Annotated in this window: 11 protein-coding genes; 6 read left to right on the top strand and 5 right to left on the bottom strand. The window is 72.1% G+C overall.

Features of this window, described 5'->3' with window-relative positions:
- Positions 1-168 precede the first annotated feature (168 nt).
- Positions 169-1,647 carry a glutamate--cysteine ligase gene (locus OHT51_RS37980; RefSeq protein WP_328883430.1) on the top strand — a complete coding sequence of 493 codons (1,479 nt, stop codon included), beginning with the start codon at positions 169-171 and terminating at the stop codon, positions 1,645-1,647.
- A gap of 26 nt (positions 1,648-1,673) precedes the next feature.
- On the opposite strand, the gene OHT51_RS37985 is transcribed toward OHT51_RS37980, so the two are convergent.
- The 3 genes from OHT51_RS37985 to OHT51_RS37995 form a co-directional block, all read right to left on the bottom strand.
- Positions 1,674-2,792, bottom strand: a complete 1,119-nt coding sequence (locus OHT51_RS37985; RefSeq protein ID WP_328883431.1) for a Gfo/Idh/MocA family protein — start codon at positions 2,790-2,792, stop codon at positions 1,674-1,676.
- A complete protein-coding gene (locus OHT51_RS37990) occupies positions 2,762-3,472 on the bottom strand; it encodes a ThuA domain-containing protein (RefSeq protein WP_328883432.1) in 711 nt (236 codons plus the stop codon). Before OHT51_RS37990 ends, OHT51_RS37985 begins: the two co-directional genes overlap by 31 nt.
- A gap of 92 nt (positions 3,473-3,564) precedes the next feature.
- Positions 3,565-4,455 (bottom strand): class I SAM-dependent methyltransferase, encoded by an 891-nt coding sequence (locus OHT51_RS37995; RefSeq protein ID WP_328883433.1) that lies wholly within the window; start codon positions 4,453-4,455, stop codon positions 3,565-3,567.
- Between the two features lie 75 nt (positions 4,456-4,530).
- Between OHT51_RS37995 and OHT51_RS38000 the strand changes: the two genes are divergently transcribed.
- Complete coding sequence (locus OHT51_RS38000; RefSeq protein ID WP_328883434.1) at positions 4,531-4,962, top strand: helix-turn-helix domain-containing protein; 432 nt, start codon at positions 4,531-4,533, stop codon at positions 4,960-4,962.
- 21 nt (positions 4,963-4,983) lie between these two features.
- On the opposite strand, the gene OHT51_RS38005 is transcribed toward OHT51_RS38000, so the two are convergent.
- Entirely contained in the window at positions 4,984-5,586 is a 603-nt protein-coding gene (locus OHT51_RS38005; protein ID WP_328883435.1) for a response regulator transcription factor, read from the bottom strand.
- On the bottom strand, positions 5,583-6,818 hold the full coding sequence (locus tag OHT51_RS38010; protein WP_328883436.1) for a sensor histidine kinase: 1,236 nt from the start codon (positions 6,816-6,818) through the stop codon (positions 5,583-5,585). Before OHT51_RS38010 ends, OHT51_RS38005 begins: the two co-directional genes overlap by 4 nt.
- Before the next feature lie 182 nt (positions 6,819-7,000).
- Here OHT51_RS38010 and OHT51_RS38015 point away from each other — a divergent pair, with 182 nt between their 5' ends.
- From OHT51_RS38015 to lpdA, 4 genes are all read left to right on the top strand, one after another.
- Complete coding sequence (locus tag OHT51_RS38015; RefSeq protein ID WP_328883437.1) at positions 7,001-7,591, top strand: hypothetical protein; 591 nt, start codon at positions 7,001-7,003, stop codon at positions 7,589-7,591.
- Positions 7,592-7,725: 134 nt separating this feature from the next.
- The gene (locus OHT51_RS38020) at positions 7,726-10,905 is read left to right on the top strand and encodes an amidohydrolase family protein (protein WP_328883438.1); all 3,180 of its coding nucleotides are present in this window, start codon (positions 7,726-7,728) and stop codon (positions 10,903-10,905) included.
- A gap of 173 nt (positions 10,906-11,078) precedes the next feature.
- Positions 11,079-11,945: an SCO2400 family protein gene (locus OHT51_RS38025; RefSeq protein WP_443052648.1), complete on the top strand. Its 867-nt coding sequence runs from the start codon at positions 11,079-11,081 to the stop codon at positions 11,943-11,945.
- A gap of 175 nt (positions 11,946-12,120) precedes the next feature.
- A complete protein-coding gene (gene lpdA, locus OHT51_RS38030; protein ID WP_328884569.1) occupies positions 12,121-13,533 on the top strand; it encodes a dihydrolipoyl dehydrogenase in 1,413 nt (470 codons plus the stop codon).
- The last annotated feature ends 13 nt before the right edge of the window (positions 13,534-13,546 follow it).

The raw sequence follows: 13,546 nt of genomic DNA on the forward strand, positions 1-13,546 counted from the left end.
ACTCAGGCTAAGCGGGGCCGGGGGTGACGACAAGAGGGAATCGAGCGTGACGACAAGGGGGGAATCGGGAGAGGGGACCGGACCAGGTCGGTGCCCTGAGTGTCCCGCCGCCGCCCGAAGTGCGACGCTATGACCAGAGCTATCCGCCGAGGGAACTCGGGAGGGCGCATGGGACGGGACGTGCCGGCCCTGGTGTTCACGCGGGAGGATCGCCGTCGGTACCGGGAGAAGATGCACACCTGCCTCGATGTGCTGGCGCAGATGCTGCGCGAGTCGACCTTCGAGAGCGAGCGGCCCCAGGTCGGGCTCGAGATCGAGCTCAACCTGGTGGACGACGACGGGCTGCCGGCGATGCGCAACACCGACGTGCTCCAGGCGATCGCCGACCCCGCCTGGTCGAGCGAGCTGGGCCGCTTCAACCTGGAGATCAACATTCCGCCCAGGGAGCTGACCACCGGTGGCCCCGGCGCCTGGGAGCAGGCGATCCGTGACGCGCTCAACCACGCGGAGGACCGCGCCTCGGCCGTGGGCGCCCACCTGATCATGATCGGCATTCTGCCGACGCTGGGGGAGACGGACGTGGGCGAGCGGGCCCTGTCCGGCGATCCGCGCTACCAGCTGCTCAACGAGCAGATCTTCGCGGCTCGCGGCGAGGACCTGCGGATCACGGTGGACGGCGTGGAGCGCCTGGCGACCTACGCCGACACCATCACCCCCGAAGCGGCCTGCACCAGCACCCAGTTCCACCTTCAGGTCGCACCGAAGGAGTTCGCGGCCTACTGGAACGCGGCCCAGGCCGTCGCGGGCGTGCAGATCGCGCTGGCGGCGAACTCGCCGTACCTCTTCGGCCGGGAGCTGTGGCGCGAGACCCGTATCCCCCTGTTCGAGCAGGCCACCGACACCCGCCCGCAGGAGATCAAGGCCCAGGGCGTGCGGCCCCGGGTGTGGTTCGGGGAGCGCTGGATCACCAGCGTCTTCGACCTGTTCGAGGAGAACGTGCGCTACTTCCCGGCCCTCCTGCCGCTGTGCGACGACGAGGACCCGCAGCACGCCCTCAACCACGGAGGTGCGCCGGAACTGGGCGAACTCACCCTGCACAACGGCACGATCTACCGCTGGAACCGCCCGATCTACGCGGTCACCGACAGCGGTCCGCATCTGCGCATCGAGAACCGGGTCCTGCCGGCCGGGCCCACGGTGGCCGACATCATCGCCAACGGCGCCTTCTACTACGGCCTGACCCGCGCCCTCGTCGACGAGGACCGGCCGATCTGGACGCGGATGTCGTTCGCGGTCGCCGAGGAGAATCTCCACACCGCGGCCCGCGACGGCATCGACGCCCGCCTGTACTGGCCCGGCATCGGCGAAGTGCCGGTCGTGGAACTGGTGTTGCGGCGCCTGCTGCCCCTGGCCCATCGTGGCCTCGAACTGGCCGGCCTGGACGCGGCGTGGCGCGAACCCCTGCTGGGCATCGTCGAGCAGCGCTGCATCACCGCACGCAACGGCGCCCTGTGGCAGGCGGAGACGGTCCACCAGCTGGAGAAGGCCGGTGTCTCCGACCGGAGGGAGGCCCTGCGGCAGATGACCACGGCGTACATGGACTACATGCATCTCAACGCCGCCGCGCACACCTGGCCCGTGGACTGACCCCTCCCCGTGCACCGCGACCCGGTTCAGCCGGCGTCCCTCTTCGCCCCCTTCCATTCCTCCGCGGCCGTCAGGGGAACAGGAACCGGGAGCTCCGCCGAGGTGGTCAGCTCGATGCGGCGCCCCTCGGCCGACGAACGGAGCAGGGCGCTCATCGTCTCCAGCACGTGCAGGGCGATCTCGCCGTTCGCGCGGGGCGCCCGCTGCCCGTCCCCGGCGATGAAGTCGAGCAGACCGACACCCCGGGCGCCGTCGGCGTAACCGGCCGAGGGCGGGAGGGTGCGCCACTGGGTGTCGCCGAGTTCGAAGAGCCGCACATCGCCGTCGAAGCGGTTCGGGTCCGGAACCGAGAGGGTCCCCGTCTCGCCGTGGACCTCGATCGGCGTGGCGGTGGTGGCCACGCCGTCGAAGCTCGTCGTGATCGTCGTAAGGGTCCCGCCGACGTGCTCCAGTACACCGGAGACATGACTGTCCACCTCCACCGGGATCCGCTCGCCCGCGCGTGGGCCCGACCCGATGACGCGCTCGGCACGCAGCCGTCCGGCCGCCCCGATCACCGCACGTACGGGACCCAGCAGATGGATCAGGGACGAGAGGTAGTACGGCCCCATGTCCAGCAGGGGGCCGCCCCCGGCCGTGTAGTAGAAGTCGGGGTGGGGATGCCAGCGTTCGTGCCCCGGTGTGATCATGACGGCCGTGGCGAACTGGGGGCGTCCGACGCGGCCCGCCGCGACGGCCGCGCGCGCCGTCTGGATGCCGGTGCCGAGGACCGTGTCCGGCGCGCATCCCACACCGACTCCCGCCTTCGCGGCGGCCGCCATCACGGTGTGCGCCTCGGCGAGGCCGGCGGCCAGTGGTTTCTCCCCGTAGACGTTCTTCCCGTGACTGATGGCGCCAAGGGCGATCTCGGCGTGCGCCGCGGGGACGGTGAGGTTCAGCACCGTGTCCACGTCCGGGCTGCTCAGCAACTCCTCGACGGTCAGCGCCTCGACGCCGGGTACCTCGGCGGCGACCGCTGCCGACCGGGAGGCGTCGAGGTCGGCGACCCCGGTGACGCGCACGGCCGGATGGCCGACGAGTGTGTCCAGGTAAGCGCGGGAGATGACGCCGAGTCCTACGACGCCGACGCGGTGCGCGTCGCCCACAGCATGCCCCTCTCGATGACGGTGCGGACGTTCGGGTCCTCCAGCACGTCGAGGCTGTGCCCCGGTGTCGTCACCAGGACGCGCCCGGCACCCCACTGCCGGGTCCAGATCGCCGGCGAGGTGACGGGGCGTTGCCACGGCTGCCACGGGCGGGCGGGATGGGTGGTGGTGGCCAGGACGTCGATCAGGTCGTCGTGGAGAACCCAGTACTGCTCGGTGTGCAGTTCGAAGTCCTCGATTCCGGCCGTGACGGGGTGCCCGCGGCCCAGCTCCGTGATGTTGACGACGTGCGGCAGGTAGTTGTCCTCCTGAACTCCCCGGCGCTCACACGGCTCCTTTCCCGGATGGGTCGCGAACTGCCCGCCCACCAGATGGAGATAGTCGGAGGAGGCGCGGAACGAGTCGGCGATGCCGCCGTGCCAACCGGTGAAACCCGTTCCGGCCACGACCGCCGCGCTCAGTCCGGCCAGCTGCCCGGCGCTGATCTGCGACATCGTGACGCACTGCACGACGAGATCGGTGCCGGCCATCTCGGCGTCGTCGGCGTAGACGTCGGGCGACTCCTCGATCCGGACGGCGTATCCGTTGCTCCGCAGGAACGGCAGGAACAACTCCGTGGCCCGGACAGGGTCGTGCCCCTCCCAGCCGCCCCGGACCACCAGGGCCTTCTTCCGCGTCATCTCATCCCTTCGTGAGGCCGGAGCACAGCGACATCACTATGCGCCGGGCTCCTGCCCCTCGGAAAGAGTCGCCGGATTCTGCGAAAGTTTCGTTACGGCGAGGCAGGCGAGGCAGGCGAGCCAGGCGACGTCGACGGGGATGTCGCCGTGGCGCTGACCATCCAACAGGCCGACGTGAAACGGACCTCCGTGCCCTGCACAAAGCTGTCGAAGGCGGCACGAACGGTCTCGACGACCCTTGCGCGGGTCTCTTCGTCCGCCTCGGGCAGCACCTGGCCGACCGGACCGAGGCGGGTGAAGTACCGGACCAGCTCCCGCTCGGGCAGCGTGCAGGGCACTTCGACCGGCCGGATGTCGATCCCGGCCCACCCGCTCTCCGTCAGGATGCGCTGGAGCCGGTCCGAGTCGGCGAACGCGAACTGCCCCGGCTCGTCGGGCCGGCGCGCGGGGAGGTTCGGCAGGAGCGGCGCCGCGGCGCGCTCGGCCGTCGTCATGAACGGATTCTCGGCGGGGCCGCGCCAGGCCACGAACCGGAGCGCGGCCCCGTCCTTGGCGGCGCCCCGCAGGTTCGCGAAGGCCCGGACGGGGTCGTTGAAGAACATGACGCCGAAGCGGGAGATGACGGCGTCGAAGGTGGCGGGTTCGAAGGCATGCTCCTGCGCGTCGGCCTGGATGAAGGACACCGGCGTGCCCTCCCGCTCGGCGCGCGCCCGTGCGGCGGTGATCATCGGTTCGGAAATGTCGATGCCGACGCAGCGACCCGCCGGACCGAGCAGCCGCGCCACGGCCACCGTCGTGCCACCGGTACCGCAGCCGACGTCGAGCACCTGCCCGGCCTGTCCGGCGGGCATCGCCCCGATGAGCAGCTCTTCGAACGGCCGGAGCATGTCGTCCAGCAACGCCTGCGTGTCGACCCAGGCGTTGCCACTGGCCCCGCTCCAACGGGCCGCCTGTTCGTCATCGGTCCTGCGCCTGACGTTCATGGTCGCCTCCCAGCGCTTGCGTTCATCGGGTCGGGGTGACAGCGTGCTACTTCAAGTCGACTTGAGGTCAAGCGGATGACGGACCTGGACATCGCCGAGGTGGCGCAGCACGCCGGGGTTCCCGCCTCCACGCTGCGGTTCTACGAGGAAAAGGGGCTGATCGCCTCGATCGGCAGGCGCGGCCTGCGCCGACAGTACGATTCTGGCGTACTGGAACGCCTGGCGCTGATCGCGCTGGGGCGCACCGCCGGGTTCTCGCTCGACGAGATCGCACGCATGTTCACGCCGGACGGGCAGCCGCGTATCGACCGGCAGACGCTCTCGGCCAAGGCGGAGGAGCTGGACACAAGGATCCGTGAACTGGGCGTACTGCGGGACTCCCTGCGGCACGCCGCGGCCTGCCCCGCTCCGACTCATATGGAATGCCCCACCTTCCGCCGCCTCCTCGCGGCCGCCGCATCCGGCACTGTCGCGGTACCGAGGAAGCGGGCGCCAGGAGCGCCGTGAAGCCCCGCCAGGGTTGCAGGGTCAGATCCAGCCCTGTTCCCAGGCGCGGTGCGCGGCCGCATGCCGGGTCGGGGTGCCCAGCTTGGCCATGGCCGCGGAGAGGTAGTTGCGGACCGTGCCGGGGGCCAGGTGGACGGCGTCGGCGATCTCGGCGATCGAGGCGCCGGTGCGGGCGGCGCGCAGGACCTCCAGTTCGCGGGCGGTGAGGGGGCAGTCGTCCTCGGTCAGCGCGGAAGCGGCGATGTCCGGGTCCACATAGCGGCGTCCGGCGGCGATGTCCCGGATGATCTCGGCCAGCCGGCCCGCCGGGGTCGTCTTGGGCACGAAGCCGCGGACACCTGCGGCCAGGGCCCGGCGCAGCACGGCCGGCCGCGCGTGCCGTGTCACCAGGACGATCTGCGTGGGCAGTTCGGCCCGGATCTCCTCGGCGGCGCGGAGCCCGTCGGCCGGCGGCATCTCCAGGTCGAGTACGGCGATGTCGGGCCGCTGCTCGCGGGCCAGCCGCACCGCCTCGGTGGACGTGGACGCCTCGGCGACCACGGTGAGGTCGTGTTCCAGCGCGAGCAGGGCGGCCAGGGCGCTTCTGAGGAGGTCCTCGTCGTCGGCGATCAGCAGGCGGATCATGGGGCGGCTCCGTCCACGGGGTTGGGCGAGCACGTCGGCAGCGCGGCCTCGACCACGAAGCGATCGCCGTCGTGCTGCCAGGTCAGCTCGCCACCGGCGGCCTCCAGCCGCTCGGCGAGGCCGCGCAGCCCGGTACCGTCCAGGGCCGTACCGTCCAGGGCCGTCGGATGCTCCTCGGCGCCGTCGTTGCGTACGCGCAGACGGGCGTGGCCGCCGGCGATGCGGTAGTCGACCTCGGCGTGCCTGGCCCGGCTGTGCCGGAGCACGTTGGTGGTGGCCTCCCGCATCACCAGTCCGAGGAGGTGCCGGGCGGCTTCCGCGAGGTCGGTGGCGACGGCATCGGGGGCGAGCGTCATCCTCGCGTCGATGCCGGCGGCGGCCAGCACCCGGGTCGCGTTGGCGATCTCGTCGTCCAGGCTCGTACGGCGGTAACCCCGCACCACCGCCCGGGTGTCGCTGAGGGCGTCCGCCGCCAGCTGCCGTATCTCCTTCATCTCCGCGGCGGCCCGCGCCGGATCCCGCTCGACGAGCCGCTCCGCCAACTCGCTCTTCAGGGCGATCACTTGGAGATGGTGACCCTGGATGTCGTGCAGGTCGGCGGCGAACCGCAGCCGTTCCTCCTTGACCGCCAGCTCCGCCTCCAGCCGTCGTGCCGCGTCGAGCCGCCGTGCCGTGTCCCAGGCCCACAGCGGGCCGAGCGTCACCCAGGCGGTGAAGGCGACCAGCCCCGCCGGGAACAGGGCCGCGTACGCCGACTCCCCGTCGCCCTCGGCAAGGCTGACGAGGCTGCCGGGGAGCAGGGCGAGGACCACGGCGCCCCCGACGAGCAGCCGCCTGTGGCGCGGCGGGAGGTACGTCGCGACGATCGCGACCACCAGCGCGGGCGCCACCGGCCACAGCCCGTAGTTGCGCACGGCCAAGGGCAGCGCCGCGAGCACGACTCCCGCCCCGACCGCGGCGGTCAGCAGGCCCATGGGCGGTCCGCCGGGCTGCGCGGCCGTGACCGGCAGGAGCGCAAGCCGTCGGCTCAGCAGGGCGACGCTCGCCCACACCTCGACCACGAGGGCGGCAGCGGCCGGCGCGCGGGCCCACAGGGGGACGTCGCCGTCGAGGACCCACTCGCTGACGAAGAGGACCAGGACGCACGCGGTCATACCCGGCACGGCCCACCAGGTGTAGCGACGGAAGCCCGTAAGCCCCGCCGCCCCGCGATCGAACTCCCCGTCCCCCACCCGGTCATTGTGGCCCAGACGGTCCCCATGACAAATGTCATCCGAGGACGTGACAACGCCACGCGAGCGCACCGGGATACGGCACTACTGGCGGGCTTCGTCGCGGCGGAGGCTGAGGGTGTCGGCAGCGGATGCAGCAGACGCAGCCGGTACCCCGCCCCTGTACCGAAAGAGAGCCCGTCATGCAGGCACGCACCCCTCACGCGACCGCTGCACGGCCGCACCCGACCGCGGCGCTCAGGCGGCGCTGGCCGACCGCACTGGCCGCCGCGGTCGTCGCCCTCAACGTGATCGCATCCGGCTCGCAGGACGTGGCCGACGCCGTCGGAGGGTTCGCCGAGACCCTGCCGTTGCTGCCCCTGATCTATCTGGTCGTCCACCAGATCGGCAGGCCGCAGGCCACCTGGCCGGTGCTCGGGGCCGGGCTGGTGGCGGTCTTCGCCCTGGCTTCCCAAGATGTGGTCGCCTCGTCGACGGTCCTGGTCGCCCTCGCGGCGGCCGTCCTGGTCTGGGGCGCCCTCCGCGGGACTCCCCACGGGCGGGCCACGTTCGGGGTGCAGGCCGTGGGTGCCGTCGTGTTCTGCGGGCTGGCGCTGGCGGGGCTGGCGGTCGATCCGGACCTGGGCCGGTACCTGGTGGCGGCCGGCTGGTTCTGCCACGGTGTCTGGGACTTCGTGCACCTGCGGCTCGACAAGGTCGTCTCGCGTACGTTCGCCGAATGGTGCGGCGTCATCGACGTACTCGTCGCCGTCCAACTGCTCTTTCTGGTCTAGCCGAAACGGGTGCCTCGGGTGGCCGAAAACGCCCGAGAAACGCCGGGTCAGGCCCGTAACCGGGATTCGCCCCGTACGTTGCCACCAGTGGTCTCTCCTGTCCGGCACCCCAACTCCGCTCCCCGGGAGCTCCCTTGGACCCCGAAGACACCGCAGCCGCACTCCGCCTCGGCCCGCTCTCCCGCCGCGGATTCCTCCAGGCCACCGCAACCGCCACCGCAGCCGTCACCGGTTCTGCGCTCCCCCCTGTGAGTACACCCGCCTTGGCTGCATCCTCCGCCGCGACCACCCTCTCCTTCACCGCCGCCACGGGTGGCTCCGCGACCCTCGCCCCGTCCGGTGACCGCCTGGTCGCCGAGGTGCAGAACGTGCTCTGGTCCATCCCGCGCAAGGGCGGCACCGCCGTCCCGCTCACGCCGCCCGGCCTCGAACCCACCCGCCCGCAGTTCTCGCCCGACGGCAGCCGCCTCGCCGTCTGCGCCTACCGCGGCGGAGGCTTCCACCTCTGGACGCTGCGGCCCGACGGCACCGGGCTGCGGCAGCTCACCGACGGGCCGTGGGACGACCGGGGCCCGGCCTGGTCGCCGGACGGCACCCGGATCGCATTCGCCTCCGAGCGCGGCGGCGACACCGTGACCGGCTCTCCGTACCGCATCTGGACCGTGGACGTGAGCACCGGCGGGCTGACCCGGCTCACCGGGCGGCCCGACCAGCAGGGCCCCGGGCAGGACGCCCGCTGGGAGGACTTCGACCCCACCTGGTCGCCCGACGGGCAACGAGTGCTGTTCGTGCGGGCCGTCGTCACCGAGACCGGCACCCTGCGCGCGACCGCGATCGCCGCGGTGGCCGCCGACGGCACGGGCCCGGTCACCACCGAGCACACCGACGACTCCGGCGCCCAGCTCATGACCCCCGCCGTGTCGCCCACCGGGCGCCTGGCCCACCTGCGCACCACGGCCTCGCCCGCCGCGTCCTGCACCCTCGTCGTGGACGGCGCACCGGTCGCCGTGCGGGGTGACGTCCTTCCCGCCCCGCCCCGCTGGACGGAGGCCGACCGACTGCTCCTCAACGTCGACGGACACTTCCGGCTGGTCGACCCGGACGCGCCGGGCGGCGGCGAGGAGATCCCGTTCACCGCCACGCTGCCCGTGGACCGGCCCCGCTACCGGGGCAAGGCGTACGACTTCGAGGGCGCCGGCGCCCGTCCCGTCCGCGCGCTGCACCTGCCCGCCCTGTCGCCGGACGGCCGTAGCGTCGCCTTCGCGGCGCTCAACGCGCTGTGGACCGCCCGGACGACCGGCGGCCGGGCACCCCGCAAGGTCCTGCAAGTCCCCCCCACCCGCTATGTGCTGGCACCGACCTGGACGCCCGACGGCACGGCGCTGGTGTACGCCGACGACCGTGACGGACTGTTCGCCGTACGGCGCCGGGACCTCGGCTCCGGCGAGGAGACCGTCCTCGCGGAGGGCGGCCGCGTCTTTCCCGCGCTCTCGCCCGACGGGACGCGGCTGGCCTGCCTGGACATGTCCGGCAACCTCGTCGTGCGCGACCTGCCCGAAGGGGCCGAACGTGTCCTCGCCGCCCCGCTGGGAGCGGGTGGGCTGCCCGGCCGCCCCAGCTGGTCGCCGGACGGCCGGTATGTGGCGCTGTGCGACCGCAACCGCCTCAACCAGCGGTTCCGCGAGGGCTACAACCTCATCCGCGTCGTCGACACGACCACCGGCACCTCAGAACTGCACGCCCTCGCCTCGCACACCTCGCTCTCCGACCGCTACGACTCGGGCCCCGTCTGGTCGCCGGACGGCCGCTGGATGGCCGTGGTGGCGGAGTCGGCGCTGTGGCTCCTGCCGGTCCGCGCCGACGGCACCCCCGACGGCGAGCCGCGCCGGCTCACCACCGAACCGGCCGACCACCCGTCCTGGTCCGCCGACGCCCGCACCCTGCTCCACCTCTCCGCCGGCACCCTGCGCCTGACGGACATCCGCAACGGCAGGACCCGTACCGTCCGCGTCCCGCTCGACTACCGCAGACCGCGCCCGGCGGACACCGTCGTGCACGCGGGCCGCCTCTGGGACGGAACCGGAACGGACCTCCGCGAGAACGTCGACGTCGTGATCCGCGACGGCCGTGTCGCGGAGGTGTCCCCGCACCGCGCCGGCCGCCTGGCCGAACGCCGGGTCGACGCGAGCGACCGCACCGTGATCCCCGGCCTGTGGGACGCGCACACCCACCCCTGGCAGACCACGTACGGCGGCCGCCAGACCGCGCTGCAACTCGCCTACGGCATCACGACGGCCGTCTCGCTGGGCGGCTTCGCCTACGAACAGGCCCGCATCCGGGAGGCGGTCGCCGCCGGCGTCCTCGCCGGGCCCCGGCTGCTGACCACCGGTGAGCTGCTCGACGGGGCGCGCGTCGCCTACAGCATGGGCCGCGCCCACCGCACCCGCGAGGGCCTGCACCGGACGCTGGCGCGGGGTGCCGCGCTGGACTGGGACTTCGTGAAGACGTACGTACGGGCTCCCGGGTGGGTGATGAAGGAGGCTGCGGACTTCGGGCACGAGCGGCTGGGGGTGCGCAGCGGAAGTCATCTGTGCAGCCCCGGTGTGCAGCTGGGCCAGGACCTGACGACGCATTTGCAGGCGACGCAGCGGCTGGAGTTCGGCCACGCGACGACCGCCGGGGGTCGGGCCTGCGAGGACGTCGAGGAGATCTACACCGCGACCGACTTCCACCTCGTCGCCACGCCGTTCACGGCACTCGCCCTGCTGGGCGCGGACTCCGCGCTCGCGGACGACCCGCGCGTCACCGCCCTCATGCCGCCCTGGGACACCGCGCTGGTCCGACAACGCGCCGGGCAGCCGCCCAGCGAAGCCCAACTGGCCACGCTGGGGCGGGAGATGGACATCTGCCGGCGCGTCCTCGCCAAGGGCGGCCTGATCGCGCTCGGCACCGACCAGCCCATCGTCCCGGTCGGGCTGCATCTGCACCTGGCCCTGCGCGCGCTGCACCGCGCCGGCATGTCACCGGCCGAGGCGCTGCGTACCGCGACGCTGCTGCCCGCGCGGGTCTTCGGCGCCGACGCCGACCTGGGCACGGTGGAGGAGGGCAAGCTCGCCGATCTCACCGTCGTGGACGGCGACCCGTTCACCGACTTCGCCACGCTGATCCGCACGGTGGCGGCCCTGCGCGGCGGCGTCCTCTACGAGCAGGCGGACCTGGTGGACGCCTTCGACGTCGCCATTGAGCGACGGGCGGCGGACGACTGGCTGGAGGTGAGCCGCCAGATGCGTCGCGAGGGGTGCTGTGACCTGTGAGCAGGTCACGGTACACACACACTTCGTGAAAGATCTGCGCAGGAGTATCACTCGGGATGCACACAGCCTTTTGAAAGGATCGTTAGCGTTCTGGCCGTTCGACCCCACGGGCGAACGTGACCAGGCCGCGGCCGAGCAGGGCCGATGGCGCAGTCAAGCCAGGAAGACCCCAGATGGACTACTGCTCCTCGTGCCGCCGGCATCTCAACGGGGCCCTCGTGTGCCCCGGATGCGGCGCCTACGCCCCGGACAGCGCTCCCTTGACGACAGGGGGGCGCACCGTGTCGGCGGCGCCGGGCGCGGTGACGCGGGAGAACCCTGCGGTCGACACCTGGTACGCCGGCTACTTCCGTGACGAGGCGGCGCCGTCCGCCGACCCGGACGTGACGGCGCCCATGGCCTCGTCCGGTGACGCGGACGGTGTACCGGTCGTCCCCGAGGGCCGGGCAGCACGGCGTCGGCAGCGGGCCCGCTGGAAGAAGAACCAGCGCCGGGCCGTGGTCGCGACCGCAGTCGCCCTGGTCGGCGGTGGCCTGACCGTCTCGGCGCTGGACCGGGGGGCAGGCGACAAGGCGCAGGCGGCCGCCGCGCCGGAACGCCCGAACGTCGGCCTCCCGGAGCAGCAGCACACCGAGCTCACCCGCCCGGCGTCCACTCCGCCGGACACCCCCGACGCCCCGCGCACCGACACGGCCACGTCGAAGCCGTCCCCGACCAACGCCGCCCGGGAGTCCGTCGCCGCCCCGCGCACCACTCGGGACTTCACCCGACCGGACGCTGCCACCACCCCGAGTCCCACGGTGACGTCGGCCCCGCAGTCGCAGCACGCCTCAGCGAATCCCGGCAGAGGGAACTCCGGCGGCAGTGGCGGCAGCGGCGGCAGTGGCGGCAGTGGCGGCACCGAGGCCGAGCAGCAGGCGCCGACCCCGACGCCCACCGACGGCTCCGACTCCGGCAACTCCACGTCACCGACGAGCCCCGCACCGGAAGCGACCTCGCCGGCGCAGCTCTGCGTGCTCAACCTCCTGTGCGTCGGCTGACCATGCGGGGGCAGTGACCCGAAAGCCCGAGCGCACCCCACCTGAGATCGTCGTCACCCTCCCGCATCACCACACAACCCCGTGGATGCGGTCATGCTGGAAGAAGCCGTTCGCCCTCGCCCGGCGAGGGCCGGCACCAGCAGAGCAGGACGTCGTACTCAGGAAGGAACTCTCCATGGTCGAGCAGGACGAGCGCTTCGATGTCGTGGTCCTCGGAGCGGGCCCCGGCGGCTACGTCGCCGCGATCCGCGCCGCCCAGCTGGGCAAGCGGGTGGCGGTCGTGGAGGAGAAGTACTGGGGCGGCGTCTGCCTGAACGTGGGCTGTATCCCCAGCAAGGCCCTGCTGCGCAACGCCGAACTGGCGCACATCTTCACGCGCGAGGCGAAGACCTTCGGCATCAAGGTGGACGGGACGGTCTCCTTCGACTTCGGTGAGGCGTTCCGCCGCAGCCGCAAGGTCGCTGACGGCCGGGTCAAGGGCGTCCACTACCTGATGAAGAAGAACAAGATCACCGAGATCGACGGCCGCGGCACTTTCCTCGACCCGCACACCCTCCAGGTGGCCGGCTACGACGGCGAGACCCGCACCATCGGTTTCGAGCAGTGCATCATCGCCACCGGCGCCACGCCCAAGCTGCTGCCCGGCACCCGGCGCAGTGCGCGTGTGGTGACGTTCGAGGAGCAGATCCTGGCCGAGGAGTTGCCGCAGTCGATCATCATCGCGGGCGCCGGTGCGATCGGCGTCGAGTTCGCCTATGTGCTGCACAACTACGGCGTGAAGGTCACGATCGTCGAGTTCCTGGACCGGATGGCCCCGCTGGAGGACGCCGAGGTGTCCGCCGAACTCGCCAAGCAGTACCGCAAGTTGGGCATCGACGTACTGACCTCCACCCGCGTCGACGCCGTCGACGAGTCCGGCGAGCAGGTGCGCGTCACGGTCACCGGCAAGGACGGCAGCCAGCAGGTCCTGGAGGCCGACAAGGTGCTGCAGGCGATCGGCTTCCAGCCGAACATCGAGGGCTACGGCCTGGACAAGACCGGCGTGACCGTCACCGAGCGCGGCGCGATCGACGTCGACGGGCGCTGCCGTACGTCCGTCCCGCACATCTTCGCCATCGGCGACGTCACGGCGAAGCTGATGCTCGCGCACGCCGCCGAGGCCATGGGCATCATCGCCGCCGAGACCATCGCGGACGCCGAGACGATGGAGCTGGACTATGTGATGATCCCGCGGGCCACCTACTGCCAGCCGCAGATCGCCAGCTTCGGCTACACCGAGGCGCAGGCCCGCGAGCTCGGCCATGACGTGAAGGTCGCCAAGTTCCCCTTCACCGCGAACGGCAAGTCGCACGGCCTCGGCGACGCGACCGGCTTCGTGAAACTGATCAGCGACGCCAAGTACGGCGAGCTGCTCGGCGGCCACCTCATCGGCCCGGACGTCACCGAACTGCTGCCCGAACTGACCCTGGCCCAGCAGTGGGACCTCACCGTCCACGAGGTCGCCCGCAACGTCCACGCGCACCCGACGCTCGGCGAGGCGGTCAAGGAGGCTGTGCACGGCCTCGCCGGTCACATGATCAACTTCTGACCGTTCAGCTGTT

Origin of the sequence: Streptomyces sp. NBC_00299, from assembly GCF_036173045.1 — a bacterium.
Taxonomy (GTDB): domain Bacteria; phylum Actinomycetota; class Actinomycetes; order Streptomycetales; family Streptomycetaceae; genus Streptomyces; species Streptomyces machairae.

Bases quoted from the DNA above. Each gene is read 5' to 3' on its own strand.
- OHT51_RS37980 (WP_328883430.1), top strand. From the start codon at position 169: ATGGGACGGGACGTGCCGGCCCTGGTGTTCACGCGGGAGGATCGCCGT.
- OHT51_RS37990 (WP_328883432.1), bottom strand. From the start codon at position 3,472: ATGACGCGGAAGAAGGCCCTGGTGGTCCGGGGCGGCTGGGAGGGGCAC.
- OHT51_RS37995 (WP_328883433.1), bottom strand. From the start codon at position 4,455: ATGAACGTCAGGCGCAGGACCGATGACGAACAGGCGGCCCGTTGGAGC.
- OHT51_RS38000 (WP_328883434.1), top strand. From the start codon at position 4,531: ATGACGGACCTGGACATCGCCGAGGTGGCGCAGCACGCCGGGGTTCCC.
- OHT51_RS38005 (WP_328883435.1), bottom strand. From the start codon at position 5,586: ATGATCCGCCTGCTGATCGCCGACGACGAGGACCTCCTCAGAAGCGCC.
- OHT51_RS38015 (WP_328883437.1), top strand. From the start codon at position 7,001: ATGCAGGCACGCACCCCTCACGCGACCGCTGCACGGCCGCACCCGACC.
- OHT51_RS38025 (WP_443052648.1), top strand. From the start codon at position 11,079: ATGGACTACTGCTCCTCGTGCCGCCGGCATCTCAACGGGGCCCTCGTG.
- lpdA (WP_328884569.1), top strand. From the start codon at position 12,121: ATGGTCGAGCAGGACGAGCGCTTCGATGTCGTGGTCCTCGGAGCGGGC.